The organism is Microbacterium sp. UBA3486 (assembly GCF_002377845.1).
In the GTDB taxonomy this organism is placed as follows: domain Bacteria; phylum Actinomycetota; class Actinomycetes; order Actinomycetales; family Microbacteriaceae; genus Microbacterium; species Microbacterium maritypicum_A.
Genome location: NZ_DFQP01000100.1, coordinates 1 through 25,692, shown reverse-complemented (window position 1 = coordinate 25,692; position 25,692 = coordinate 1). Strand labels below are relative to the sequence as shown.

Below are 25,692 nucleotides of genomic sequence, written 5' to 3'. Positions count from 1 at the left end.
CGGCGTGGCGCGAGGGGGGCTGCGGCAGGTCATAGAGGGTGGTTCGTTGTTTCGATCGGCGGCGGAGGCCCCGCGCGCAGATCCACTTCGCGCGCTGTTAGCCGCACGATCTCCGAGGATGCCCGCCGATGAGCACTGCGATCACGCCCCCGCCGCCTGGTTGGTATCCGGCATCGGATGGCACCGAGGCCACATGGTGGTGGACTGGCGCCAGCCGGCTGCCACCACGGAGCGAACGGGCCGTATTGCGGACGATCACCAAGCTCGCCACCGCGACCCAGGTCATGGTCATCGTCTGCGGTGTTCTGGCACTCGTGCTCGTTGGCGTCGAGGCCATGGGCATCACGGCGCTCACCAGCTACCTCGACGGGAATACCTCGGCCGTCGAGACTCTCCACCTGTATGACTGGACCTGGATTGTCGGTAACGCACTGGCGACCCTGTCGATGACCGCCGCCGCGACGCTGTGGGCTACCTGGCAGTACCGTGTCGCCCTGCAAGTTGCGGGGCTCACCCGTCGCGCCGCAACACGAAGAAGGCCCACGTGCGAACGTGGGCCTTCTTCGTATTGCTGGTCAGCGGCGACGTGTCGACGTTCAGCCGGGACGATCTTGCCTCGCTCGACTTCCGCTGATGCGGACTCGAGTGCGTGGACTAGCGTCTTGTTCGAGAGCAGTCGTCGTTCGTAGTCCGAGATTACGGTGACGAGTTCGAGGGTAACGGGCCAGCTCGCGGTTCAGTGCAGCGATTGCTCACCGCGTCATGAGATCAGACAGTTCTTTAGCCGCACTGGAGCTTGTAATCGCCTGAGCTGAGCTGAGCTGACGCAGCGGTGACATCCTTGGCCCCAGAGGATTTAAAATACGAGACAACGCGGAACGTGTGCTGCCCGGTCCCATTGCATTTGTACTGGACACTTTTTTGCACCATGTTCCACGTGCCAAAACTCTCGAAGGCTTCAGTAACGGGAACCCAGAGCCACCCGTTATGCATGAAAACGATGGACCTGATGTACGTCTTGGTGACGGCTCCCCAACAACTAGAGATTGCTGGCTTCGCGCCCACTGAACCGGAGGGGAACCCCTGTCCGGATGATCTCTTCCACATTTGTCCCACCGCAAAATGACAATTTCCTACTACCGTCGCTCTCGTGGTCGCACCTGGCGTCGATTCAGGAGCGCCGATGCTCGTGTCCGACCCAAGTGCATCCATCTCCGCGTCTGTCATAACCACCGCATCAGCAGGAAGTGGTGTTCCATCCGGGTAGACGAGGTACTCGTCGGGAACGTCCGCCGAGCTCACCGCTGTGAGTGGCGGGAGGTCGGGCGCGTCGTTGCCTGATGAAGCCGCGTAAGCCGGGCTGCCGCCGGCTGCTACGATCCCGAGGATCAAAGATCCAGCGATAATAGAACCGAACTTACGGTGGTGACGGTGTCGCGTCTTTGAATACCTATTTCTAGTCAACTAAAACTTCCGCTAGACACTCGAGCCGCTTGACGCGCGGTAGGAGAGTCGTAGCGTCTACTGCGAATAAAGAGGCCCATCTGTCCCTGCAACCCGATAAGGCACAGAGACAGGGGTAAGCAGAACTGAGAGTCCGCTATCAGCCGCATACTTTTCCTGGAATTCGTACGCGTCGCTTTCGACGTCAAAAACGCCGATGAAACCAGGAGTTTCTTCCAAATACACGATCCACACCATCATAAATGAAATGTATCACTTTCGATCTGGTGACCGTCCTCGGCCATCAGCGCCTTCGCCCCGCGTGACGATACTGTCAAGAACTTCTTCGTCATGAGCTATCTCCCTGAGTAACTGGAAGCTATAGCATCGCCAACCCGCAACCTCCGTGTCTGTAGGACGTTCGGCCGACAGACAAAGCCCTGCCAATCGACTAAGGTCTCTTGGCTGCTCCGCCCATCGATCGAAGCCAGCCTGATGCACTCGGCATACTGACTTCGTCCAACCCTGCTGCGTCCGACTGGAGTGAGTCCGCGATCACGGTGTCGATGGGAGCAGTCAGCCACGCGCGTGATCATGTCGCGAGCCCGTGGCCGCTGCGCGGATTCCTAGACCGCAGAAACCGTCCGCACCCGCCGACCATCGGCGAACGCACGCGGGTAGGCCCGCCGGAGCGCGACCGCAACCAGCGTCGCGGCCACTACCTTGATCAGGTCCCCCGGCAGGAAGGCGAGACTCGACAGCGCGGTGGGTCCGAGCGGTACGCCGGTCACGAGCGCCTGCACCGGGACGCCGAACGCGTAGACGACGAGCACCCCTCCCACGAAAGCGGCGATCGCGGAACGCCACCAGGTGAAGCGCCCCGTGCGCATGAGGAGCCCGATCACCACGACTCCGGCGATCCAGCCGAGGAGATACCCGGCACTCGGCCCGACGAAGACGCCGAGGCCGCCGCGACCGCCCGCCAGCACCGGCAGACCGACCGCGGCGAGCGCGAGCACCAGGACCACGGCGAGCGGCGCGAGACGCGGCCCCAGCACGAGTCCGGCGAGCATGACCCCCAGGGTCTGCGCCGTGATCGGCACGCCGCTCGGCAGGGGCACGATCACAGTGCCGAGCACGACGATCAGAGCTGCGAAGACCGCGATGCGTCCGAGCGAGGCGCTTGTGTCGGTGGCGCGGGGCTTGGTCATGAATCCTCCTGAACACCGTTCACCTGAACGGTGTTCATTAGAATAGGGACGCCCGCCCTCCCCACGCAAACCCACCCCAGGAGTCGTCACGTCTCTCTCCCCGATGCTGCACCGTATCGCGGCCGACGACCCTGACCGGCCGGCGATCGTCGGCCGCGATGCCCACCTGACGTACGGCGAACTCCACGCCGAGTCCCGTCGAATCTCAGCGACTCTCGAGAGCCAGCTCATGATGGCCGCGACCACGGATCATCCGCATCTCCCCTCGGCCCTGCCACCGATCGTCGCCATCTGCTTGTCCACCGCCGTCGACATCGCACGCATCTCCGTCGCGGTAGAGGCCGGCCCGCGCATTCTCACCGTCATCGATGAACGATGGCCGACCGCTCTGCAGATGCGACTGATCGCCGCCACCGGAGCGACGGCCCTCATCACTGATTCTCCTGCGCTCAAAACGGCACTCCGAGCGAGCGGATGGCGCGGACTGGTCCTCCGACTCGCCGACCTCGCCCCGACCACCCCGAATGCCGCGGAGCCGGAGGTTCCCGCCGACGACGCCCCGTTCCTGCTGCTGACCTCGTCGGGCACGACAGGTGCGCCGAAGGCGTTCCTGAAGACGCGAGCGCAGTACGCGGCGAACATCGAGGTGTCGCATGAATACCTGGGGGCGGATGACCGCGTCACGACCTTCGCACCCGGGCCGATGTCGTACAGCCTGACCCTGTACACGCTGTTCGAGGTACTCGCCACGGGTGGTCAGCTGCACGTCGCCGACAGCCTGGACGAGCTGTGGCTCACCTCCCGCGTGCACGACGAGCGCATCACGCGTCTCGTCACGATCCCTGCGGCGGTGACGGCCCTCGTCGATGCCGCCCCCCGCCATCCAGGGCGGTACGACGGCATCGAGCTCATCGTCACGGGAGGGGCGGCACTCTCTGCATCGACACGAACCGGCGTCACCCGGGCTCTCCCGCATGCCCGGACGATCAGCTACTTCGGCACCGGCGAACTCGGTTTCATCGGCGACGACCGCGCCGGCGGCGGGGCCATCCGGCTCTACCCGCACGTCGACGCGCGCGTCCGTGACGACGCCGGCACCGACCTTCCCGCCGGTGAGCTGGGCAGCCTCTGGGTGCGCTCGCCCTCCTGCTCGACCGACTACCTCCCAGGGATGACACCGACGGTGTTGACGGATGCCGATGGCTGGGCGAGCGTGCACGATCAAGGGCGACTGCGCGATCGGGACTTCACGTTCGTCGGCCGAAGAGGCGACGTCGTCACCACGGGCGGACACACCGTCGCGCTCGACGAGGTCGACCGCGCCTTCGAAGGGATGCCGGGCCTCAGCGCCTGTTGCGCGATCGCCGAGAGCGATGAGCGTCTCGGCACGCGTATCGTGCTGGTCACCGAAGGCGTCGCCCCACCCGCCGCGGAGATGCGCAGGTGGGCGAAACAGCATCTCGCCCCGGCATCCGTTCCGCGCCGCTGGTACGCGCTGCCGGAGCTTCCGCGCACCTCCGGCGGGAAGATCCGTCGCGCCGCCGTCGCGGATCTCGTCGCGCTCGGAAAGGGGCGAGCATGAATGGCAGGCGATCCGTGGTCATCACCGGTGTCGGCGCGGTCACACCGAGCGGACTGACGGTGCCGGCGTCGTGGGCGTCTGTGCGCGCGGGACGAAGCGGCATCACCCGCCTCCCTCCGGAGATCTCCGGCTCGCGCCCTGTGCAGGTCGGCGGAGTGGTGCGCGGCTTCACCACCCCGGTCGATCTGGCGGCATCGCTCGCCCGGCACCTCACACCGATGCAGCAGTGGGCGATCACCGCCGCCGATGAAGCACTCGCCGACGCGGGCGTCCACGGGCAGCCCTGGCAGACGGATGCCGCACAGGTGATCGTCGCCACAGGATCCGGGCCCGTGGCGGCGACAGTCCACGCGGCGAATGCACTGCGCGAGCACGGACCTCGCCGGGTGCCGCCAGGGCTCACCGCCTACGGAACGGCGGATGCGATCGCCGGCGTGCTCAGCAGACGGTACGCATTCCTCGGTCAGACCCACGCGGTCGCCGCGGCCTGCGCGAGTGGAGCGGTCGCGATCGGGGAAGCCCTTCGACGGATCCGCCACGGCTACGCCGACACCGTGCTGGTCGTCGGGATGGAGGATTGCCTCAACCCGCTGCACCTCGCCGCGCACGCGAACCTCCGCTCGGTCGCGACGGGCTTCGGCGACGACCCCTCGTCGGCCTCACGCCCCTTCGACCGCGCCCGCACGGGCTTCGTCATGGCTCAGGGCGCGGCCGCCGTACTGGTGGAATCCGCCGATGCCGCACGGGAGCGCGGCATTCGGCCCCTCGCGACGATCGCCGGATTCGGCGCGACCAGCGACGCACATCACGCCACCGCGCCCGACCCTGCCGCCGCGAGGGCGACGAGAGCGATCGCCGCCTGCCTCACCGACGCCGACGCGGACGCTGCAGAGGTCGACCACGTGAACACGCACGGCACGGGCACGATACTGGGCGATGAGGCCGAGCTGGTCGCGCTCACGCAGGCGCTCGGCCGGAGAGCATCATCCGTTCCCCTCACCGCGACCAAGTCGACGACCGGACATCTGCTCGGTGCGGCCGGCGTCGTCGAGGCCGTCATCGTCGCGATGACGCTCCGCGATCAGGTGCTGCCCCCGACGATGAATCTGTCGCATCCGTGTGCCGACGACTGGGACTTCGTACGAGACAGGGAAAGACCGCATCCGGTCCGCACCGTGCTGTCGACTTCGTTCGGCTTCGGCGGCCACAACGCGGCGCTGCTGCTCACCGCGAGCGAATGAATCACGCCGAGGTCAGCGCACCGGCAGGAAGTGCGTCGGGGTCGGAACCTGCGCCTCGTGACGGATACCGAGGGGCGCGCCCGTGCGCTCGTCGAGGTCGATCAGCGTGATCGTGTCGGAGCGCTGACCGGCGACGAGCATCTTGCCCTCGTGGACGAGATGATGCCGCGGCCAGTCGACACCGGAATCGGCGAGCGCCACGGATTCCAGAGACTCGCCAGCACCCCGCACCCGCAGCGCGGCGATGGTGTTGCTGCCGCGCAGAGCCGTGTAGAGGAACTGTCCGTCGCGCGTACGTGCGAGTTCTGCCGGGAAGTCCGTCCCCACCTCGGCGATCGGGCTCGTCAGGGTCACCGACACGACACTCCAGATGCCGTCTGCCGCGCGCGCGAGGGTGAAGACCTCGCAGGAGTACTCGGTGACCACGTGCAGGTGCCCGCTGGGGTGCAGGACCATGTGCCGCGGTCCGGTGCCGAGCGGGAGCACGACCTCGTGGTCGAGCACGAGGCCACTGCCGCTCTGCCGCCAGAACCGCACGAGGTCGAAGCCGAGGTCGGTCGTCGCGACCCGACCATCGGGCAGGAAGACGGCGGCGTGCGCGTGCGAAACGCGGTCGCCGCCCACCCCGTACGGGTCGATCGCGGCGACGCCGTCGCCGGGCGGAATCGCAGCGGGAGCATCCGGGTCGGCGTCACCGAACAGTGCTGCGCGGAGCGCCGCCGCGGCATCCGGCTTCGGAGGCACGATACGGCCTTCCGCATCCAGGTCGAACCGCACCACGCGACCGTCGCCGTAGCAGCTGGCGATCAGGGCCGAACCATTCGGCGCCACCGCGACGTGGCAGACGTACTGGCCGACCGGCGCGGGCGCACCCAGCGGCGTGAGGGCGGCTTCCCCCGCGCGGGAGAACGCCTGCACCGCGGAGTCGCCCTCGAGTGCCGCGTAGACGACATCGAGGGACGGATGCTGCGCCAGCCACGACGGCGACGGCGTCTCGACCACGGTACCGCGGTAGGCGAGAGTCGAGGCCTCGCGGCCCTCATCCCCCGCGAGCAGGCCGATGCCGTCGGCCGAGCCGTCCATCGCGGCACCGTAGCCGCCCAGCCAGAAGCGCGTCACCGGCGCGGGTCAGTCGAGCAGACCGTGGCGGACGATGACCTGGTCGCGCTCCGGGCCGACGCCGATCACCGAGATGCGCGTGTTGCTCATCTTCTCGAGCGCCAGCACGTAGTCCTGCGCGTTCTGCGGCAGGTCCTCGAAGGTGCGCGCGACCGAGATGTCCTCGCTCCAGCCGGGGAAGTACTCCAGGATCGGCTTCGCGTGGTGGAAGTCGGTCTGGTTGACCGGCACCTCGTCGAACCGCTCGCCATCGACGTCGTAGGCCACGCACACCGGGATCTGCTCGAGACCCGTGAGGATGTCGAGCTTGGTGAGCACCAGGTCGGTGATGCCGTTGATGCGCGTCGCGTAACGCGTGATGGGGGCGTCGTACCAGCCCACCCGGCGCGGACGGCCGGTGGTGGTGCCGAACTCGAAGCCCTGCTTGCGCAGCCACTCGCCCTGCTCGTCGAAGAGCTCGGTCGGGAACGGACCCGAGCCGACGCGAGTCGTGTAGGCCTTGACGATGCCGACGATGCGGTCGAGCGCACCAGGCCCGACGCCCGCACCCGTCGCTGCGCCTCCGGCCGTCGCCGAAGACGAGGTCACGAACGGGTAGGTGCCGTGGTCGATGTCGAGCATCGTCGCCTGGCCGCCCTCGAACACGACGACCTCGCCGCGGTCCAGGGCCTGAGCGATCAGGTAGCCGGTGTCGGCCACCATGGGCCGCAGTCGCTCGGCGTACGACAGCAGGTCTTCGACGACCTCGTCGGCGGTGATCGCACGGCGGTTGAAGATCTTCACCAGCAGATGGTTCTTCTGGTCGAGGGCGCCCTCGACCTTCTGGCGCAGGATGTTCTCGTCGAACAGGTCCTGCACGCGGATGCCCACGCGGTTGATCTTGTCGGCGTACGCCGGGCCGATGCCGCGGCCGGTCGTGCCGATCATGCGCTTGCCGAGGAAGCGCTCGGTGACCTTGTCGAGCGTGCGGTGGTACTGCGTGATGATGTGCGCGTTGGCGCTGACCTTGAGACGCGAGACATCGATGCCGCGAGCGGCGAGCGCCTCGAGCTCGAAGAACAGCACCTCGAGGTCGACCACGACGCCGTTGCCGATCACGGGCGTCACGCCCGGAGACAGGATGCCGGAGGGCAGCAGGTGCAGCGCGTACTTCTCATCACCGACGACGACGGTGTGCCCGGCGTTGTTGCCGCCGTTGAACTTCACCACCCAGTCGGTGCGCTCACCGAGAAGATCGGTGGCCTTGCCCTTTCCTTCGTCGCCCCACTGCACGCCGACGATAACGATTCCTGGCATGGGTAACCCCCTGGCTTTCGCCGGGTTCGCACCGGCCGATGAGCTGGCCCTCTTCGGGCGGTCCCATCCTATCGAAGGGTTCCCCGACGGCCCTCCGGTCGCGATACGACAGCCTCAGCGGCTGTTGAAGATGGAACATCGCGACCGGAGCGGCCGTCGTCCGAAATACGACGGGGGATGGCACTCGCGCGGCTCGCTCGATGTCGGACACCCCTGCCAGGATCGGAGGATGCCAGCAGCCGCATCCGGTGACCCCGAGATCACTTCCGACCGGATCACCTCCGACGGGATCCGCACCGACGTCGGGACATCCAAGAAGACCGAGACGCCCAAGAAGCAGGGGGCGCTCGTCCTCATCGCCGCACTGGTCACGGTGGTGCTGTGGGCGTCCGCGTTCATCGGCATCCGCGGTGCGGGCCCGCACTACGACCCTGGCGCTCTGGCGCTGCTCCGCATGGCCGTCGGCACGGCCGTGCTGACGATCATCGCGGTTCGACACGGCATCCGCATCCCTGCCCGACGCCACTGGCTGCTCATCGCGGTGTGGGGCATCGGCTGGTTCTGCGTCTACAACCTCGCCCTCAACAGCGCGGAGCTGACGCTCGATGCCGGCACCGCCGCGATGGTCGTGAATCTCGCACCTCTGATGGTCGTCGTCTTCAGCGGACTGTTCCTGCGGGAGGGATTCCCGAAGCCACTCGTGATCGGCGCACCCATCGCGTTCCTCGGGGTCGTGCTCATCGGCATGAACTCCACCTCCAGCACCGGCCCCGACATCACAGGACTCCTGCTCGCCCTCCTCGCCGCTGTCATGTACGCCGGCTGCACGCTCGTGCAGAAGCGTCTGCTCACCTCTGGTGTCGACGCCACCACCCTCACGTGGCTCGGCGCGGGGGTTGGTACCGTCGCACTGCTGCCCTGGATCGGCAGCCTCGTCGGCTCCCTCCAGACGGCGCCGTTGGACGCGACCCTCTGGGTCGTCTACCTCGGCGTCTTCCCCACGGCGATCGCCTTCACCACCTGGGCGTATGTCCTACAGCGCAGCACCGCGGGGCAGACCTCGGCGACGACGTACGTCGTACCCGCCATCGCGATCCTGATGTCGTGGGCGATCCTCGGCGAGGTGCCGACACCGCTGATGTTCCTCGGCGGAGCGCTCTGCCTCCTCGGCGTACTCATCACCCGGCTGCGCTGGCGGCGACGCGCCTGAGTCGTCGCCCCACCGATGCGGTCTACGGAGTGGCGCTACAGTTTCGCTCGGAGGCGAAATGACGACCTGGTGGCCCTACGCACGACTGGCAGCATCGGTTCTGGCCGTGGCCGCGATCGTCGCCCAGCTGGTGCGTACTCTCGAGATCGCCCTCAGCTCGGAGACCGCGTGGGGCGCACACCTGCCCACAGTGTTCGTGAACTTCTTCAGCTTCTTCACGATCCTCTCGAACGTGCTGGCGGCCACGGTCCTCGCCATCGGCGGAGTCTGGGCACTCGCGAACCGCAAGACCACGTCGGCCGAACCGCGGTGGCTGGCGGTGCTCCTGGCGTGCGCCAGCACCTACATGATCGTCACCGGCATCGTCTACAACACGCTTCTGCGCGGGATCGAGCTGCCGCAGGGCTCGACCGTCCTCTGGTCGAACGAGGTGCTGCACGTGGTCATCCCGCTCATCATGCTCGTCGACCTGCTCTTCGCGCCTCGCCGTCGGGCGCTCGGCTGGAGTGCGGTCGGGATCGCTGCGATCTTCCCGATCGTGTGGGTCGCCTACACGCTGATCCGGGCGAACCTCGTGATCGCGCCGGCGACAGGAAAGCACTGGTGGTATCCGTATCCGTTCCTCGATCCGCACCTCAACGGCGGCTACGGTGGCGTGGCGCTCTGGGTCCTCCTGATCGCCGCGATCATCATCGCCACCGCCGCCTTCGTGGTCTGGGTCGGCCGGCTTCGGGGCACCCGCGACACCGCGTGACGACGATGCCCCTCCCCTCCGCAGACGGAGGGAAGGGGCATCGACCGAGAGGCTCAGACCGCGGCGAGCGCCTCGCGGTCATCATCACGCGGCTGACCCGCGATGATCCGTGTCGTCTCGGTGGCGTCCGGATCGACGTCGAGATAGCGCTCGAGCGAATCGTCGAGCTCTTCGAGCCACGGCGTGTGGTGCACGACGGCGATCGTGCCCGTCATGACCGACTCGTAGGTGCGGTCGCGATAGCCCATGATGTCTTCCTTCTTGTCGTGCTTCCACGCGAGGAAGATCTCCACGACCCGGTCGATGTCGAACTCCGGGTAGTCGGTGAGCTGAAGAAGATCACGGATGTAGTCGGCCTGGAAGCGGATCTCCGCCGCGGCCGAGTCGATGCGGTCGAAGCGGGCGCGCCACTCGGCGATGGAGGCCGCGCGCTCCTGCTCGTCGGGCAGTTCGAGACGACCGAGGATGACGTCGCGCACGTACCAGGCCTGCACGTCGAACATGTTGAACGTGAACCACTGGTCCTGCGCGCCCAGGTAGGTCAGGCGCGGATTGCCCTGCCACACGACGCCCCGGTACAGGCCGTCCGGGTAGACGTTGTTGGGCGACGACAGAGCCAGGTCATCGGGCAGGAACGGGTACTTGTGCAGGTATCCGGTGCACAGGATGACCGCATCGACGTGCTTCGAGGAGCCATCCGCGAAGAACGCAGTGCTGCCCTCGAATCGCTCGAGGACCGGACGCTCTTCGATGCCATCGGGCCAGTCGTATCCCATCGGTGCCGAACGGAAGCTCGCCGTGACCGAACGGGCACCCATCTTGAACGCCTGGCTGCCGATGTCCTCCGCCGAGTAGCTCGACCCGATCACGAGCACGTCACGGTCTGCGAAGGCCTCGGCGCCTCGGAAGTCGTGGGCGTGGCTGATGTACCCGGGGAAGGTCTCGATCCCGGGAAAGTCCGGCACATTCGGGAAGGAGAAGTGCCCGGTGGCGACGATGACGCGATCGAAATCCTCGACGCGCGACTGGCCGGTCGGCAGATTTTCGCTGGTGAGGGTGAAGACCTCGCGCTCCTCATCGAACTCGATCCAGCGCACCACGGTCTGGAAGCGGATCAGCTTCCGCACATCGCTCTTCGCCAGGCGTCCGGCGATGTAGTCCCACAGCACGGGGCGCGGCGGGTACGAGGAGATCGGGCGGCCGAAGTGCTCGTCGAAGCTGTAGTCGGCGAACTCCAGCGCCTCTTTCGGACCGTTCGACCACAGGTTGCGGTACATGCTGGAATGCACGGGTTCCCCGAACTCATCGAGCCCTGTGCGCCAGGTGTAGTTCCACTGTCCGCCCCAGTCGGCCTGCTTCTCGAAGCAGACCAGTTCGGGGATCTCCGCCCCCGCGCGGGCTGCGGATTCGAAGGCCCGCAGCTGTGCCATGCCCGAGGGGCCGGCGCCGATGATCGCTACTCGTTCTCTGTTCGTCACGTATCGTCCTCACACTTGCGTCATGTATCGATGAGCGGCCGCATCCGAGCGAGGAACAGGTCTGTCCCGGTGGGAGCGGAGAGCTCGACCGACCCGGAAAGCGGCTGTTCTTCGACGTTAGCAGGGCCGGTGATCGGTCCCGGAAGCGACTTCGATCACCGGTCCGAGTAGTTCTCTCCCGTCGAGGCAAGAGGACCTCCTACCGATCTGGACCATCTGGATCTCGCATATCGAACGCTTCAGATCGGCGGGTTGCTCCATGTGGATGAAGTGCTAGATTCGGTCGCGTGAATCCGATTGAGGCATCTTTATACACACGCGGCCCGCTACGCGCAGTGATCGACCTCAACGAAACATGCAATCTGAAGTGCGACTATTGCCACGTCAACGCAGGGTTCATTCCGAAAGACGGTGTCGGCCCGACGCTGCCTCAGGCGCACTTCCGCTCCATTCTGGATGAGCTCAGCGAGATGGGCACTTTCGAAGTCACGCTCACCGGCGGCGAAGTGACGACGATGAAGGATTTCCACGAATACCTCGACATCGTGGCCGATTATCCGCACCTGACGTTTCAGATCATCACCAACGGCACGCTCCTGATGCCGAAGATGTTGAGCCACATCGTCGGCTCAGGGGTCAGGCGCATCTCGCTCTCCCTCGACGGCGCAGAGGCGGCGAACGACAAGCACCGGGGCCGAGGATCATGGACCCGCGCCGTCCGAGGAATGCGGGCGGCGATCGAGTCCGGCATCACGGTGAACATCATCTCCGTCCTGACGAAAGACAACTTCCGTGAGTGGCGGAGCTTCGTGACCGACATGAAAGCGCTCGGCGCGTCATCGATCGATCTCAGCCCGATGTGCCAGCTGGGGAGAGCACAGTCGTTGGACAGTGCCGCCCTCGACCTTCAGGATCTGCAGTGGTTGGAATCGGGTTTCCGCGCCTATCAGGATGATCTCCCCGAGAAGTCGACCAGCGTCAGGCTCAACCTGGGTTCGACGCGAGTCGGGCAGTGGGACGGCGAGCCCGCCCCGATCCACATCGTCCAGGACATGTATCCCGGAACTCAGATCGTCTTCCGTCTGAGCGGTACGACGACGTCGAACCGCATCATCGGCAAGAGTCAGGTGCTCGGGAATCATTACACCTCCTCGGTGCGCGAGATGTGGAGCTCTTCCCACTCGGACAGACTCGCCTCCTTCCTGAACGCTCAGCAGGACGCCTCGCAGAATCTCACCAGCTACTACGGCATCAGCGTGCTCGCCCCGGAACGCGTCGTCGAAGCCGAGTTGCAGGCACTCTCCGCCCCCGCCGACGGCTCTGCCGAAATCAACTGGAACGCGGATGAATACCTCATCAGCGCTGGTATCGAGAGGAATGTGAACAGCCGATGACCGAAGACTCCCTTGCACAGGAAGCCGGCGTACCGTGGGCCGCACCGAGGCTCCGGTTCGACGATCTCAAGGGAGATCTGCAGAGCGTGGTCGAGGGTGACCAGTGGACCAGGGGAATGTACACCCGCATCCTCGAAGACCGTCTAGGGGATGCCGTCGGGCGGTACTGCGTACTGACCTCCTCGGGGACCTCTGCGCTGATGGCCAGCCTGTTCCACGCGTCTGATCGCGGAGGCAGGAGAGTGGCGGTGCCCGACTTCGGCTATCACGCTGCTGCGCGGGCGGCGGCCCTGGCCGGATCGACGCTCCATCTTCTGGATTCCTCGGCCGATACGCCGACGATCGACGCCGCAGCCGCCCTGAGCCTGAACGCCCCCGTCACCGTGGGCATGCACTACATGGACATCCTGTTCAGCTCGTCGCTCGGAGATCTGCGAACGAAGAAGCGTCTGCTGATCGAGGATTCGGCAGCAAGTCTGCTCGTCCAGGACCGCGATCGTCGTGCCGGGACTCTCGGAGACATGTCTGTCATCAGCCTGCACGCGAGCAAACCGATCGCGGCCGGCGAGGGCGGGGCGATCTTTGTCGACGACCGCCAGGAAGCCGATGCCCTACGGCGGATCGTGCAGAGAAACGGTCTCATCGAGTCCACCACGTACAAGGTGGGAAGCTCCCAGTCGCTCAACGCCAACATCGGCGAGCTCAATGCCGTTCTTGGTGCCGCTTCACTCGCACGGGCGCAACGCCATCTTCCGGATTTGGTGTCCTTGCGAAAGGAGTTCATCTCCGCGCTCGATGCGGTGCTCGACGAGGTGTTCCCTGCGACGACCGTCCTCCGGTCGACCGATGCCGACTTCGGTCCGGTGTCGATTCTCATGGAGAACGAGAGCCAGCGGGACCACGTGCTGCGCACCCTGCGCTCTCGGGGTATCCAGGCACGCGCGATGTGGTTGTACGCGGCCCACGATGACCCCGCGATTCGGGATGCAGTCGAGGGACCGATCGCGACGTTCCCGCGGGCGGACGACTGGCGACGCCGCCTCCTCAACCTCCCCTTCCACTGGGGGTTCACCCCCCAGCACTCGCGAACGATTCTGGAGGCCTTCGAGAGCATGTCGACGGAGACCCCCTAGCCGCATGTTGCGGATGCATCTGCTCCGGCTCCTCTTCCGGAGCAGTCACGTTCGCTTCCGATCGCCTTCGGGGAACGCCAGATTCGCACCATTGAAAGCGGCGCAGCTGCGCGAATCCGCCTACGTGATCGCATTCACCGCCGACGGAGCGCATGTGCTGCTCGCACCACGAGACGACGGTGCAGGGCTGGAGATCCCCGGAGGCGGACGGGACGTGAGGGAGTCGATCCGGAATGCTGCTCTGCGTGAGACCTTCGAGGAAACGGGCATCGTGATCGCGGGCGAGCTGAGAAAGCTGCTCGTACATCTCGATTGGTTCTTCGACGAATCCGATGGACGAATGTTCGTCTCGAAGCAGCATTTCTTTACCGCAACGCTGCCGCCAGGAACACCTGTCAGCGACCAGTCCCTGCTCATCGAGACAAGCTCTGCCGGAGATCACCTGAATCCCACGGATGCAGACGTGATCGCGCTCGCATTTCAGAAGCGACTGTAATCAGGTGACCTTTCGCAAGAGCATCCTCTACTTTCGACCCCATTGCTATCGACATCCACTGTGGTAGCGTCGCAGGCGTTGACCAGCTGTTGCTATAAGAGTTTGAAAGGTACGCATCATGAAGACGATCTCGAAAACCCTCGGAACCACCGCTGTCGCTGCCGGCGCGCTCGCGCTCTCGGCTGTTCCGATCACGGTGCAGGCCGTGGTCAATTCCTCTGATGTCCCCAGCGCGGCCAACCGGGCAGGGCAGACGTCCGGCACGTCCTCCGTCGGTCCGACGGTGACCAACGGCCAGCACGTCACCACGCTCGCCGACCGGAAGATCAATCCGTAACCGATCATCCAGTTCGTCCCTCCGGTGGTAACCGCCCCCAGCTCCACGGCACTGACGCAGGCACTGACGGCCGCGAACGAAGCCGTCACCGAGTACTCGATTCGCGAAGGTGTGAATCCTGCATTCGCGCTCCTCGTCGGCAGCGTCCCAACGGGGCTCGCCAACAGCAAGAGCGACATCGACGTCTTCCTCGTCACCCTCGACAACCCCGGCGGAGCCGCTGGGGGTGAACTGTACGCGAATCAGTTCACCATCGGGGACAAGCGCGTCGACATCGAGACCTGGACGATCGGAGAGTTCGGTCGAACCGTCGCGCGTATCGTCGATGCTCTCCGCGTCGGCCAATCGCGAGTGCATGCGCTGGGGGAGATGAGATCACCCGATTTCGACTTCCTCAGTCGCGTGGTCTCCGCTGTCCCTGTGATCGGCGAAGGCTTCTACTCGTCGTGGGTGAGCGCGAACCTCCCCCGCGAGGGAGAGTACGAGCAGGTGCTGTCTGCACGATTCGCTCTGGAGGCCGCCGCAACGCTGGAAGATGCCGAAGGTTTCGCGGAGGCCAAGAACCTGGATGGTCTCGGGTTCTCCTCCTCACGGGCCACCAACTTCGCCGTGAAGTCGTGGGTGGCAGCGACCGGCGATGTGTACTTCGTCGACAAGTACGCTTTCACCCAGGCAGTTCGGCAGGGCATGCCCTCGGAGCAGTTGGCGCGCGCGCGAAGATTCGGTCAGTACGAGTGGATTCGCGAGTCGGATCCACGGTTCATGGAATTCCAGACTTTCCTGCAGGATTTCCTCATCGCCAGCCAGATCCTGTCCAACCGATTCCCGGTCGACCGATCGACGACGACTCCGAGCTTCCGCTCGAATCACATGCCGATTCAGATCGCTGACGGAGTTCTCCTGAACGAGGAGGGGAAGAATCATGTGCTGCTCTCCGTCGTCGCCGCAAAGGTGTGGCAGGCGCTGATCACCGGCGACGAAGCGTCCCTTCCTCCCGCGGACGTCGATCTCATCAGGCCGCAGCTGGAGGCTGCCGGAGTGATCGAGCGCATCTAGAGGCGCTCCGGAAATCGTTCATCTGAACGCCGAACAACAAGGGGGATGAAAGCGTGAGCGGATACATCGTCGAACTCGAAGGCACCGACGGCACAGGGAAATCGACCGTCGCCGGCTCGCTGGCGTCGGAACTCGGCGGGACGGTCTTCTCGCGCATCACGGCAGATGCGGACACGTCGCTCGACCGCCTGACCCGGAGCGTCGGCACCTTCTTCGGCGAATCGCTGGACGATGTACCGGCGCTTGAGGTGCTCGCCCTCGCCGCCATCACTCAAGACGCGGCCATCCTCGAGAGTCAGGTCCTCCCCCATGTGCGCGCAGGTGGGGTCGCGGTTCTGGACTCGTGGTGGTTGAAGACGTCGTGCCGTTTCGTGATCGAAGCGGAGAATCTCGGCTATGAGCAGAGCCGCATCCGCCGGATCGCCGGCTGGATCGACGATCTGGCCTACTGGCGCACGTGGCCGGATCTCACCGTCTACACCGCCGTCCTCGAACTCGACGACTCGACTGTACGCGCACGTTACGAGCAACTCCCGGAGGAGCGGCGTGACATCGTCATCGGCAGGGACGGACGCAATTCCGTCGACCCCGATGAGTTCGTCGACTTCGTCTCGCGCATACGACACCTCATCAGGAAGAAGTCCGAGGGGATCGACACATCGCGCACGTTCATGAACACCACGGACGATCACGGTATCTCCTGCTCGAACGCGATCGCCGAGTGGATCCGCCTCGCGCAGAACACAGACGGTTCCGGTGAGAGTGGTCATTGACTCCCGCAGCACCCTCGTCATCGATTTCGACGGAGTCATCGTCGATTCCGAGCCGATTCGACGACGAGAGACCGAACGCGCGCATCGAGAGGGCACGCCGAGGCAACAGACCTACGCACGCATCCAGGCCCTCATCATGCAGACGCCCCCGCGACCGGAAGCCCTCTCCTTGATCGCGCGTTTCGCCACGAAGGACATCGTGATCGCCACGAACAACCTTTCTGCCAACGTCCGCGAGTACCTGGGTGCGTGGCTGCCCTCGCTCTCTGCCGCGTCCATCTTCAGTCGCCTCGACCTCGGCTTGGCCAAGGAGACCGAGGACTTCTGGCGACGGCTGGGAGCGCTGCTGAATCGCCCCGCCGACACACTCCGCGTCTACGACGACAGTGCGGATGTCTGCGCAATGGCTGCGAAGGTCGGCATGCAGGTTCACCGCGTCGAGACCGGGGTGGCCGGATGAACGATGGCGCAGCTCCTCGCGTGCTCGTTGCCGGCGGAGCCGGTTTCCTCGGGAGCCATAGCGCGAAACGTCTGCGCCGAGAGTTCCCCGAGTCCGTGATCACTGTGCTCGATCGCGAAAAGGGTCAGAGCACCGACATCCACGTGGACCTGACCGACGATCGCGCAACCGTCGATGCCCTGAGAAACAGCGCGGAGTACGACTGGGTGCTCAACTTCGCCGCTCTCTCTTTCGTTCCGTCGAGTTTCACCGAACCTCGTCGGTACCTGACGAACAATGTCCTCGCCACCCAGAACCTCCTGGACGCTCTGAGCACAGGCGGCTTCCGCGGGAAACTCCTGCATTTCTCGTCGTGCGAGGTGTACGGAGACGCCACGAGGCCATCGACGAGGGCACCGCTGGTGCCAAAGAGCCCTTACGCCGCGAGCAAGGCGGCTCAGGAGCTGGTGCTTCATGCCCACCACATCGCCTCCGGCGGCGCCTACGCGGCCACCATCATGCGGCTCTACAACATCTACGGGCCCGGGCAGCAGCACAATCGGCTACTGCCGTCCGTCCTTCACGCGGCCGCGACCGGCGAGTCGATCGCACTGTCCGGGGATGGCGAGCAGACCAGGACGTTCCTGCATGTCGACGACCTCATGGATCTGCTCGTCTCCGTGGTCACGGCTGACGCGTCGCGCATCGCTGAGGAGCTGCGGATCTACAACGTCGCCGGCCCCGACGTGTTGAGCGTTAATGATGTCGTCACCCTCGCGCGGCGAGATGCCGCCATCCCCACCGTGACGGTGCCCAGCACTCCGGCAGCGTTGCGGGTTTCGGTGGGGGATCCAACGAACGTCAAGGACGATTTCCGGTGGAGCCCGTCGAGGACGGTAGCGGACTTCATACGGAAGTCGATCTCAAATGTTGTCCAATCCGAAGAAGTGGGGATAGATCGTGCGTCTGGGAATCTATGGTCTCGGTCAGGTCGTGTTGGAGAGGCACCTCGATGAGCTGCGCGCCATCCCGGAGATCTCCGTCACCCACATCGCGACGCGGGACAGCGCACGCTTCTATCGTGCGATGGAGACCTACCGTGGAGACATGACCCGCGTGGGGTCACTCTCCGCGCTCGCAGCCCACCCTGACATCGATGCCGTGCTGATCGCGACGCCCGCGTCGGATCTCCTGTCGTCGGCGGAGGTGGCGCTCCGAGCCGGCAAGATGGTCTACCTGGAGAAGCCTCTGGGCGCGTCCTACGCCGATGCCCTTCGCATCACCGCATTGGAGGGCGCCCGGGATCGAATGGTGGTCGGCGACAACTTCTACTTCCAGGAGAGGTTCGTCGCCGCCATCGGCCACCCGCACGCCGCATGGCTCCCGGAAAGCGCCTCGGCCGATATCGTCGACTATCTGAGAAGGGGAGATCGGGTCCGTTTCCGGTCCGACATGGATCTCTTCAAGGAGCACATCGTCCACCCACTGGCGGCGCTGCACAGGCTCGGCCAGCCGGTGCTCGACGCACATGTGCGATCCGCCCAGGTCATTCGTGACATCGAGATCGGACAGATCGTCGACATGCACCTCGTGTCCGGCGAATGGAACGGCACGATTCGAAGCGTCATCACCGACGCCTGGTCGCGAGATCGATACGTCTTCCGCGGCGAACGCGGCGAGGTCGTCATCGAGCATGTCCATGACTTCGAAACAGCAGCTCAGCTGGGCAGGAGCGTCTACAACGACTTCCTCGATGTCGACGGCGAGTCGGTGGCACTGCGCTCTCCCGCCCCGAGTGGCATGTTCGAAGCCTGGAACGTGCTTCTCGGGCTCTCAGCCGGAGACCGCGAAGCCACCGCCGAGGCTCACCGCGTGCTCGAGGCGAGCCTCAACGCCGTTCGCCTACGGGATGAGGCGCTTGCCCTGCTTCACGAAAGCAGCTGAGTTGCCTTCGGTCAGCATCCTCGGCTCGAGTGGAGCGGGTAAGTCGGTCATCCTCGATCGTTGCGCCGAGCTGGGCCCTCTCACCTCCGAGCACGGCGAACATTCGGTGGTCGGCATCGCGTGCCACGAGTGGGACACTTGGGAGAGCTTCCTCACCGACCCCGGGCGTTACGCCTTCGCCAATCAGATGGAAGCACTGCGCAAGACCTTCGACACTCTCGTCCGCGCCGAACGACTCAGCGGCCCGTTCGACTACGTCGTGACCGATGCCTCGCCGATGCGCGTGAAGATGTACACGGAGATCATGTTCGACGTCGATCTTCTGTCACCGGAGCAGTTCGGCCGATGGCAGTCCGAATACCGTCACCAGCTCACGAGAATTCCTCGTTCCGCGGCGTTTCTGTATCTGGTTCTGGATACGGGGGAACGGGCCCTCCGAGATGGTGCGGAAGGACGCGATGGACGCTGGTCCAACGGCGATCAGCTGAAGGCTCTCCTCGACGCACGCTTCGACGATCTGCTCGGTGAGCGGCGAGCGACCGGCGAGCTCGGCACCACGGTGGTCGCGTCGGCGACGCCGGCCGAGATGCTCGCGGACTTCCGGAACCGACTTCTCGAGGATGCGCGGACCCGACACGACGGTCGAGTACGGGAGTAGACGAGATCATCCGCTGGATGTACGGCGTCGGCACTCAGGGCCGATGCCCCGTGGCACGGCCCGTCCTAGCGTGGAAGACATGTCAACCACCGTCTCCCCTTCAGCTCTGTCCGACCCTGCCACCTCGACCGCTAAAGGGACGGTCAGTCTCGTTCTCGGGATCTGCTCTCTCTTCGCCGGCTGGACCTTCTTCGCACCGGTCATCGGACTCATCCTCGGCATCCTCTCGCTGCGTCACGAGCCGCAGGCACGCACCAGGGCCGGGTGGGGAGTCGCCCTCAACGCGATCGCCATGAGCCTCTGGGTCATCATGCTCGCTGTCGTTCTCTCATTCGGAGGGATCGCAGCCGTCGCGACGATGTTCGGCCAGTGACAACGTCCGAACGCATGATCCTTCGACGGATGCAGGAGGTCCGCACGACGAACCCTCCTGCATCCGCAATCCGTTCATGCAGGTGAGCGGAGCGTGATCGTCAGACCGCACACAGCCGGCCGCTCCGTCGTTGCGATTACGCTGGTCCGCGGGGGATGGCCGCGACGCGGGTCCCCGAACGAGGGAGCCTACCGATGACCGAGTCCTCCACGCCGGACCTGCGGACGATCTCCGCACCGCCGCCTCCGCCCGGCCCCGCGCAGACGCACCCGCCGACACCTCCGTCCGCGCCCGCCAATGCGGCGCCCACCAACGCCGCCCCCACGGACGCCGAAATGTCCAGAGCGTCCGAGGTTCTGCGGGTCATCTCCGCCTCCTACTCCGCCAAGATGGTCGGCCAGGACCGGCTGCGCACGAGCCTGCTCATCTCGCTCATCGCCGGCGGCCACATTCTGCTCGAGAGCGTGCCGGGACTGGCGAAGACCACCGCGGCCAGCACCCTCGCCGACACCGTGAAGGCGCAGTTCAAGCGCATCCAGTGCACGCCCGACCTGCTGCCGAGCGACATCACGGGCAACCAGATCTACGACGCGGCGACGGGATCGTTCCGTACGGTGCTCGGCCCGGTGCACGCGAACTTCGTGCTGCTCGACGAGATCAACCGCTCCAGCGCCAAGACCCAGAGCGCCATGCTCGAGGCGATGCAGGAGCATCAGACCACGATCGGCGGGGAGATCCACCACCTGCCGAAGCCGTTCCTCGTGATCGCGACGCAGAACCCCATCGAGCAGGAGGGCACGTACGAGCTGCCCGAGGCGCAGATGGACCGCTTCCTGCTCAAAGAGATCGTCGAGTACCCGAGCCCGGCCGAAGAGCTCGAGGTGCTCAGCCGCATCGATTCGGGTGTGCTCGACCCCGACCGGCACGTCGCCAGCGCCGTCAGCCTCGACGACGTGCATCTGCTGCAGGACGTCGCGAGCCGCATCTACGTCGACCCCGCGATCCGCAACTACATCGTGTCTATCGCCTACGTCACCCGTAACCCGGCGCCGTACATCGGCGAAGAACGCGCCCGCTTCATCAAGTACGGCGCGAGCCCGCGTGCGAGCATCGCGTTCCTCCAGGCTTCGCGAGCACTGGCTCTGCTCAAGGGACGCACGCATGTGCTGCCCGAAGACATCCGCGAGCTCCGGCACCTCGTGCTGCGCCACCGGGTGCTGCTGACCTTCGAGGCCGACGCCGAAGGAATCCGCAGCGAGGAGATCATCGACCAGATCTTCGCGTCGGTCCCCACACCCTGACATCTCCATGGCCAGCCTGATCACGCAGGTGAAGAGCAAGCTCTTCATCCACTCGACGCGCAAGTCGCTGCACGCGCTCGACGGCGCCTACGCGTCGCTGCTGCGCGGGCGGAGCCTCGACTTCGAAGACCTGCGCAAGTACGAGTACGGCGATCAGGTGCGCGACATCGACTGGCGGGCGACCGCCCGGCTGGGAACGCCCCTGGTGAAGCGCTCGCGCGCGACCCGCATGCACACCGTGCTGTTCGTGGTCGACACCGGGCGCTCGATGTCGGCCCTCGCCGCAGACGAGCAGTCGAAGAAGCACCTGGCGATCCTGGCGACCGGAGTGCTCGGCGTACTGACGCTGCGCCACGGCGACGACTTCACCACGGTGTACGGCGATGCCGCCAAGGTGCGCCGCCTCGCGCCGGGCCGCAGCGAGGGGGCGCTCGAGCACGCGCTGCGCACGATCGATCGGGCCGTCGACCAGAGCGACGCACCGAGCGACCGTGATGGCCTGCTGTCGTTCGTCACCCGCACGATCGCGCGTCGCATGATCGTGGTCGTGATCACCGACGAGGCCCCCGTCACCGGCGAGACCGAACGGATGCTGCGGCGACTGCGCGTGCAGCACGACGTGCTCTGGCTCACGCTGCGCGACGCCGAGCCCGTGCTGGACCACGCCACCGGACACATCCGCAGTGACGTCGACAGTCGCTGGCAGGTGCCGGGATTCGTGCAGGGCGACCGCGAGATCGTGCAGGAGCTGACCGCGCAACGCGAGGCCGACGCCGCACACCTCGCCGAGCTCCTCACCCGGATGGAGATCAGCCACTCCACGCTGGACGGGCAGGACGATGCCGTCGCTCAGCTGCTGACGCTGCTGAATCGGAGGTCGAATGCCCGGCTCTGACGACCTCTATCCGCCGGCGCAGTACGGCTGGGGATGGATGCTGCTCGCGATCGGCATCCTGGCTCTGCTGGTGCTGGGGGCGTGGTTGCTGATCGTCCTCACCCGACCGCGGCGCACCCTGGCGGTCGCCGACGCGAACGCCGGGCAGGCACCGCTGGTCATCGACGTGCTCTCGCAGCTGCGCACCGAGTACCTGGCGCGCATCCAGCAGATCGAGACCGAGTACGTCGAACGCCGCATGTCCGCCCGGCAGGCGAATCTCGAGCTGAGCCGCACCGTGCGCACCTTCGTGAACGAGTACAGCGGCCTGGAGGCGCCGGTGCTCGCGCTCGACGATCTCGTGGCCCGCGGTGTGCATCCCGCCCTCATCGATGCGCTCGGCAGGCACTACTACCCGAGCATCTTCCGCCAGGGACCGGTGATCGATCCTGTGGCCGGCGCCGAAGCCGCCAGGACGGTGGTGCACACGTGGCACTAGCGAACGTCTGGATGCTCGCGGTCGCGGTCGCGGTCGTGGTGCTCGCGATCACGATCGGTCTCGTCGTCGGCCTCCGCCGGGGCGGCCCGACCCGAGGCGCCGACGCCGCGCGCATCGCCGGCTACTCGCCGGACCAGGTCGACAAGGCCATCGCCGGCGCCGTCAAAGTGCCGTCGGTGCCGATCGGCACCCTGAGCTTCGACGTCAACGGCGCCCTGAACGCTGTCGATACCACCGGCGGCGGCAAGATGAACGTGACCCTGCCGATCTTCCCGTCGACCGGCGCCAAGCAGACCCAGACCATGGAAGTGGCCTTCACCGGCAGCACCCAGCACGGCACCCCCACCACCGACAAGAAGCTGACCCAGGACGGCTACTCGGCCGGCAACCTGCAGCGCTTCTCGATCGGCGACGACGGCACCATCCTAGGCCAGTACAGCAATGGCCAGAGCAAGCCGCTGGGCCAGGTCGTGCTGGCGAACTTCGCCAACTCGAACGGCCTGGAGCCGCTGGGCAACAACGCATGGGCCGAGTCGGCCAAGTCGGGCACGCCGCTGATCGGCGCCCCGGATTCCGGCAGCTTCGGCGTGCTGCAGTCGTCGGCGGTGGAAACCTCGAACGTCGACCTGACCGCCGAGCTGGTCAACATGATCACGGCGCAGCGCGTATACCAGGCGAATGCCCAGACCATCAAGACGCAGGATTCGGTGTTGCAGACGCTGGTGAACCTGCGCTAATTGATGGGATCGACGCCGCATCGTTGCATACGGTGAGACCGCGTGGACACGGGTGTCCACCCTACGGTCAAGCAGGTTTTGTAGGGTGGACTCCGAGTCCACGCGGTACAACAGCAACACATCGAAACGCATCACCCGGCACGAACAAACGAAGGAACAACATGGACCGCCTGATTTACACCGTCGCCTCCGGCGCCAAACACGTCCTCGAGCAGCAGGCCACGACCTCGAACAACCTGGCGAACCTGAACACGACCGGCTTCCGCGCCCAGCTGGACACCTTCCGCGCCGTGCCGGTGCAAGGCGAAGGCTTGCCGACCCGCGCCTTCGTGGTCAACAACACGGTCGGCGCCGACTTCTCGTCCGGCCCGCTGCAGATGACCGGCCGCGACCTCGACGTCGCCATCAAGGGCCCGGGCTGGATCGCCGTGCAGAACGCCGACGGCACCGAGTCGTACACCCGCAACGGCGCCCTGCAGATGAGCCCGAACGGCGTGCTCACCACGCCGGGCGGCCAGACCATCATGGGCGAGGGCGGCCCGATCACGATTCCGCCCGACGTCACCGTGACGGTCGGCGGCGACGGCACCATTTCCACCATCTCCAACGTGGAACGCCCGGCCGCCCCGGTCATCCTCGGCCGCCTGAAGCTGGTGAATCCCGACCAGAACAACCTGACCCGCGGCGACGACGGCCTGTTCCGCATGAAGGACGGCAGCAGCGCCCCGGCCGACCCGGCGGTGCGCGTGGCCGGTGGCGCGCTCGAGGGCAGCAACGTGAATGCCGTCGATGCCATGGTGTCGATGATCGGCCTGGCGCGCAGCTTCGAGACCCAAATGAGCCTGATGAAGAACGCCGAGAATAACGCCGCGAAAGCCAGCCAGATCCTCGCTTTGAACTAAGTGTTTCTCCAGCATAATTCTATTGTGCGTGGGGCGCTGTTGCCACCAGCGCCGCCGCCAATAGGAGAAACCCATGATTCGTTCGCTGTACATCGCCAAGACCGGTCTCGAGGCGCAGCAAACCAACCTCGACGTCATCACCAACAACCTCGCCAACGTCAGCACCAACGGTTTCAAGAAATCGCGTGCGGTGTTCGAGGACCTGCTGTACCAGACCGTGCGCCAGCCCGGCGCCCAATCCTCGCAGCAAACCAACCTGCCGTCCGGCCTGCAGCTGGGCACCGGTGTGCGCGCCGTCTCGACCGAGCGCATCTTCACCCAGGGTAATCCGCAGGAAACCGGCAATTCGAAGGACGTCATGATCAACGGTACCGGCTTCTTCCCGGTGCTGCTGCCCGACGGTACCCAGGCCTATACCCGCGACGGCTCGTTCCAGACCGATTCCAACGGCACCCTGGTCACCTCCAGCGGCTATCCGCTGCAGCCGCCGATCACCGTGCCGGCGAACGCCGAAACCATCACCGTCGGCCGCGACGGCACCGTGTCGGTGAAAGTGGCCGGCACGAATGCCACCACCCAGATCGGCAACCTGCAGCTGATGACCTTCATCAACCCGGCCGGCCTGGAATCGAAGGGCGAAAACCTGTACCTGGAAACCACCGCCTCGGGCAACCCGAACGCGAACACCCCGGGCACCAACGGCGCCGGCATCATCATGCAGGGCTATGTGGAAACCTCGAACGTCAACGTGGTCGAGGAAATGGTCAACATGATCCAGACCCAGCGGGCTTACGAGATCAACAGCAAGGCGATCACGACGTCCGACCAGATGCTGCAAAAACTGTCCCAGCTCTAATCCGACTTCTTTTACGCCCATTCATGAAAAAGCTCGCCTTCATCGCTACCTTGTCCGCTGTGCTCGCCGGCTGCGGCACCACCCCGACCTCGATCGTGCAGGAAACGCGCAGCGCCCGTCCGGCCCTGGCCGAAGTCGCTCCGCCGACCGACGGCGCGATCTATAACGCCGCGCGCTACCGCCCGATGTTCGAAGACCGCCGCGCGCGCCAGATCGGCGATTTGTTGACCATTAACATCGTCGAAAAGACCTCGGCCAACAAGGCCGGCACCAGCTCGGGCAACAAGTCGGGCAGCGCCAGCTTCGGCCTGCCGGGCGTGATCCAGTCGAAACTGGGCGCCAACGTGGCGGCCGAAGGCAGCACCAAGTTCTCGGACGGCGACAACCAGAGCGCCAGCAATGCCTTTACCGGCACCATCGGCGTGACCGTCACCGAGGTCCTCTCGAACGGCAACCTGATCGTGGCCGGCGAAAAGCAGGTGGCCATGAACAAGGGCATCGAGTTCATCCGCTTCTCGGGCATGGTCAGCCCCGACACCATCCAGAACGGCAACGTCGTCTCCTCGACCGTGGTGGCCGATGCGCG

At 65.5% G+C, this 25,692-nt stretch carries 27 protein-coding genes; 23 read left to right on the top strand and 4 right to left on the bottom strand.

Features of this window, described 5'->3' with window-relative positions:
• The first annotated feature begins 128 nt into the window (after positions 1–128).
• Positions 129–689 (top strand): hypothetical protein, encoded by a 561-nt coding sequence (locus B2869_RS15795; protein WP_292768640.1) that lies wholly within the window; start codon positions 129–131, stop codon positions 687–689.
• Between the two features lie 1,380 nt (positions 690–2,069).
• Here the strand turns inward: B2869_RS15795 and B2869_RS15790 are convergent.
• Positions 2,070–2,654: a biotin transporter BioY gene (locus B2869_RS15790; RefSeq protein WP_292768637.1), complete on the bottom strand. Its 585-nt coding sequence runs from the start codon at positions 2,652–2,654 to the stop codon at positions 2,070–2,072.
• 103 nt (positions 2,655–2,757) lie between these two features.
• Between B2869_RS15790 and B2869_RS15785 the strand changes: the two genes are divergently transcribed.
• Positions 2,758–4,236 carry a class I adenylate-forming enzyme family protein gene (locus tag B2869_RS15785; RefSeq protein WP_292768635.1) on the top strand — a complete coding sequence of 493 codons (1,479 nt, stop codon included), beginning with the start codon at positions 2,758–2,760 and terminating at the stop codon, positions 4,234–4,236.
• The gene (locus tag B2869_RS15780) at positions 4,233–5,477 is read left to right on the top strand and encodes a beta-ketoacyl-[acyl-carrier-protein] synthase family protein (protein WP_292768633.1); all 1,245 of its coding nucleotides are present in this window, start codon (positions 4,233–4,235) and stop codon (positions 5,475–5,477) included. The genes B2869_RS15785 and B2869_RS15780 overlap by 4 nt, the downstream gene beginning before the upstream one ends.
• Positions 5,478–5,489: 12 nt before the next feature.
• Here B2869_RS15780 and B2869_RS15775 read toward each other — a convergent pair whose 3' ends face one another.
• Complete coding sequence (locus B2869_RS15775) at positions 5,490–6,596, bottom strand: lactonase family protein (protein WP_292768630.1); 1,107 nt, start codon at positions 6,594–6,596, stop codon at positions 5,490–5,492.
• A gap of 9 nt (positions 6,597–6,605) precedes the next feature.
• A complete protein-coding gene (locus tag B2869_RS15770) occupies positions 6,606–7,892 on the bottom strand; it encodes an adenylosuccinate synthase (RefSeq protein ID WP_292768627.1) in 1,287 nt (428 codons plus the stop codon).
• 229 nt (positions 7,893–8,121) lie between these two features.
• Between B2869_RS15770 and B2869_RS15765 the strand changes: the two genes are divergently transcribed.
• The gene (locus B2869_RS15765) at positions 8,122–9,102 is read left to right on the top strand and encodes a DMT family transporter (RefSeq protein WP_292768624.1); all 981 of its coding nucleotides are present in this window, start codon (positions 8,122–8,124) and stop codon (positions 9,100–9,102) included.
• A 58-nt stretch (positions 9,103–9,160) separates the two neighbouring features.
• Complete coding sequence (locus tag B2869_RS15760; protein ID WP_292768621.1) at positions 9,161–9,856, top strand: Pr6Pr family membrane protein; 696 nt, start codon at positions 9,161–9,163, stop codon at positions 9,854–9,856.
• A gap of 53 nt (positions 9,857–9,909) precedes the next feature.
• Here B2869_RS15760 and B2869_RS15755 read toward each other — a convergent pair whose 3' ends face one another.
• Complete coding sequence (locus B2869_RS15755; protein WP_292768618.1) at positions 9,910–11,334, bottom strand: NAD(P)-binding domain-containing protein; 1,425 nt, start codon at positions 11,332–11,334, stop codon at positions 9,910–9,912.
• Positions 11,335–11,621: 287 nt separating this feature from the next.
• On the opposite strand from B2869_RS15755, the gene B2869_RS15750 reads away from it, so the two are divergent.
• The 18 genes from B2869_RS15750 to B2869_RS15665 form a co-directional block, all read left to right on the top strand.
• Entirely contained in the window at positions 11,622–12,728 is a 1,107-nt protein-coding gene (locus tag B2869_RS15750; protein WP_349678065.1) for a radical SAM protein, read from the top strand.
• Positions 12,725–13,861 (top strand): DegT/DnrJ/EryC1/StrS family aminotransferase, encoded by a 1,137-nt coding sequence (locus tag B2869_RS15745; protein ID WP_292768615.1) that lies wholly within the window; start codon positions 12,725–12,727, stop codon positions 13,859–13,861. Before B2869_RS15750 ends, B2869_RS15745 begins: the two co-directional genes overlap by 4 nt.
• A 91-nt stretch (positions 13,862–13,952) precedes the next feature.
• Positions 13,953–14,357 (top strand): NUDIX hydrolase, encoded by a 405-nt coding sequence (locus B2869_RS15740; protein ID WP_292768612.1) that lies wholly within the window; start codon positions 13,953–13,955, stop codon positions 14,355–14,357.
• A 118-nt stretch (positions 14,358–14,475) separates the two neighbouring features.
• Positions 14,476–14,694, top strand: coding sequence for a hypothetical protein (locus B2869_RS15735; RefSeq protein WP_292768609.1), 219 nt, complete (start codon positions 14,476–14,478; stop codon positions 14,692–14,694).
• A 24-nt stretch (positions 14,695–14,718) separates the two neighbouring features.
• Positions 14,719–15,750 carry a hypothetical protein gene (locus tag B2869_RS15730; RefSeq protein ID WP_292768606.1) on the top strand — a complete coding sequence of 344 codons (1,032 nt, stop codon included), beginning with the start codon at positions 14,719–14,721 and terminating at the stop codon, positions 15,748–15,750.
• A 53-nt stretch (positions 15,751–15,803) separates the two neighbouring features.
• Entirely contained in the window at positions 15,804–16,523 is a 720-nt protein-coding gene (locus B2869_RS15725; RefSeq protein WP_292768603.1) for a hypothetical protein, read from the top strand.
• Positions 16,507–16,983, top strand: a complete 477-nt coding sequence (locus B2869_RS15720) for a hypothetical protein (protein ID WP_292768600.1) — start codon at positions 16,507–16,509, stop codon at positions 16,981–16,983. Before B2869_RS15725 ends, B2869_RS15720 begins: the two co-directional genes overlap by 17 nt.
• On the top strand, positions 16,980–17,978 hold the full coding sequence (locus B2869_RS15715; RefSeq protein ID WP_292768597.1) for an NAD-dependent epimerase/dehydratase family protein: 999 nt from the start codon (positions 16,980–16,982) through the stop codon (positions 17,976–17,978). The genes B2869_RS15720 and B2869_RS15715 overlap by 4 nt, the downstream gene beginning before the upstream one ends.
• Positions 17,923–18,906 (top strand): Gfo/Idh/MocA family protein, encoded by a 984-nt coding sequence (locus B2869_RS15710; RefSeq protein ID WP_292768594.1) that lies wholly within the window; start codon positions 17,923–17,925, stop codon positions 18,904–18,906. The genes B2869_RS15715 and B2869_RS15710 overlap by 56 nt, the downstream gene beginning before the upstream one ends.
• Before the next feature lies 1 nt (position 18,907).
• Positions 18,908–19,564 carry a deoxynucleoside kinase gene (locus B2869_RS15705; RefSeq protein WP_292768591.1) on the top strand — a complete coding sequence of 219 codons (657 nt, stop codon included), beginning with the start codon at positions 18,908–18,910 and terminating at the stop codon, positions 19,562–19,564.
• A 79-nt stretch (positions 19,565–19,643) separates the two neighbouring features.
• Positions 19,644–19,937 (top strand): hypothetical protein, encoded by a 294-nt coding sequence (locus tag B2869_RS15700; RefSeq protein WP_292768588.1) that lies wholly within the window; start codon positions 19,644–19,646, stop codon positions 19,935–19,937.
• Between the two features lie 194 nt (positions 19,938–20,131).
• On the top strand, positions 20,132–21,238 hold the full coding sequence (locus tag B2869_RS15695; protein ID WP_373695381.1) for an AAA family ATPase: 1,107 nt from the start codon (positions 20,132–20,134) through the stop codon (positions 21,236–21,238).
• 7 nt (positions 21,239–21,245) lie between these two features.
• Positions 21,246–22,133: a DUF58 domain-containing protein gene (locus tag B2869_RS15690; protein WP_021200100.1), complete on the top strand. Its 888-nt coding sequence runs from the start codon at positions 21,246–21,248 to the stop codon at positions 22,131–22,133.
• A complete protein-coding gene (locus tag B2869_RS15685; RefSeq protein ID WP_292768583.1) occupies positions 22,120–22,611 on the top strand; it encodes a hypothetical protein in 492 nt (163 codons plus the stop codon). The genes B2869_RS15690 and B2869_RS15685 overlap by 14 nt, the downstream gene beginning before the upstream one ends.
• Positions 22,602–23,348, top strand: a complete 747-nt coding sequence (locus B2869_RS15680; RefSeq protein ID WP_292768580.1) for a flagellar hook-basal body complex protein — start codon at positions 22,602–22,604, stop codon at positions 23,346–23,348. The genes B2869_RS15685 and B2869_RS15680 overlap by 10 nt, the downstream gene beginning before the upstream one ends.
• 161 nt (positions 23,349–23,509) lie before the next feature.
• Positions 23,510–24,250: a flagellar basal-body rod protein FlgF gene (gene flgF / locus B2869_RS15675; RefSeq protein ID WP_292768578.1), complete on the top strand. Its 741-nt coding sequence runs from the start codon at positions 23,510–23,512 to the stop codon at positions 24,248–24,250.
• 73 nt (positions 24,251–24,323) lie between these two features.
• Entirely contained in the window at positions 24,324–25,106 is a 783-nt protein-coding gene (gene flgG / locus B2869_RS15670) for a flagellar basal-body rod protein FlgG (protein ID WP_292768575.1), read from the top strand.
• A gap of 23 nt (positions 25,107–25,129) precedes the next feature.
• The coding region (locus tag B2869_RS15665) for a flagellar basal body L-ring protein FlgH (protein ID WP_292768572.1) at positions 25,130–25,692 on the top strand (563 nt) is incomplete at its 3' end.

Coding starts and splice junctions, on each gene's coding strand:
- B2869_RS15765 (WP_292768624.1), top strand. CDS start 8,122: ATGCCAGCAGCCGCATCCGGTGACCCCGAGATCACTTCCGACCGGATC.
- B2869_RS15785 (WP_292768635.1), top strand. CDS start 2,758: ATGCTGCACCGTATCGCGGCCGACGACCCTGACCGGCCGGCGATCGTC.
- B2869_RS15745 (WP_292768615.1), top strand. CDS start 12,725: ATGACCGAAGACTCCCTTGCACAGGAAGCCGGCGTACCGTGGGCCGCA.
- flgG (WP_292768575.1), top strand. CDS start 24,324: ATGATTCGTTCGCTGTACATCGCCAAGACCGGTCTCGAGGCGCAGCAA.
- B2869_RS15715 (WP_292768597.1), top strand. CDS start 16,980: ATGAACGATGGCGCAGCTCCTCGCGTGCTCGTTGCCGGCGGAGCCGGT.
- flgF (WP_292768578.1), top strand. CDS start 23,510: ATGGACCGCCTGATTTACACCGTCGCCTCCGGCGCCAAACACGTCCTC.
- B2869_RS15700 (WP_292768588.1), top strand. CDS start 19,644: ATGTCAACCACCGTCTCCCCTTCAGCTCTGTCCGACCCTGCCACCTCG.
- B2869_RS15770 (WP_292768627.1), bottom strand. CDS start 7,892: ATGCCAGGAATCGTTATCGTCGGCGTGCAGTGGGGCGACGAAGGAAAG.
- B2869_RS15690 (WP_021200100.1), top strand. CDS start 21,246: ATGGCCAGCCTGATCACGCAGGTGAAGAGCAAGCTCTTCATCCACTCG.
- B2869_RS15790 (WP_292768637.1), bottom strand. CDS start 2,654: ATGACCAAGCCCCGCGCCACCGACACAAGCGCCTCGCTCGGACGCATC.
- B2869_RS15695 (WP_373695381.1), top strand. CDS start 20,132: ATGACCGAGTCCTCCACGCCGGACCTGCGGACGATCTCCGCACCGCCG.
- B2869_RS15760 (WP_292768621.1), top strand. CDS start 9,161: ATGACGACCTGGTGGCCCTACGCACGACTGGCAGCATCGGTTCTGGCC.
- B2869_RS15780 (WP_292768633.1), top strand. CDS start 4,233: ATGAATGGCAGGCGATCCGTGGTCATCACCGGTGTCGGCGCGGTCACA.
- B2869_RS15735 (WP_292768609.1), top strand. CDS start 14,476: ATGAAGACGATCTCGAAAACCCTCGGAACCACCGCTGTCGCTGCCGGC.
- B2869_RS15795 (WP_292768640.1), top strand. CDS start 129: ATGAGCACTGCGATCACGCCCCCGCCGCCTGGTTGGTATCCGGCATCG.
- B2869_RS15685 (WP_292768583.1), top strand. CDS start 22,120: ATGCCCGGCTCTGACGACCTCTATCCGCCGGCGCAGTACGGCTGGGGA.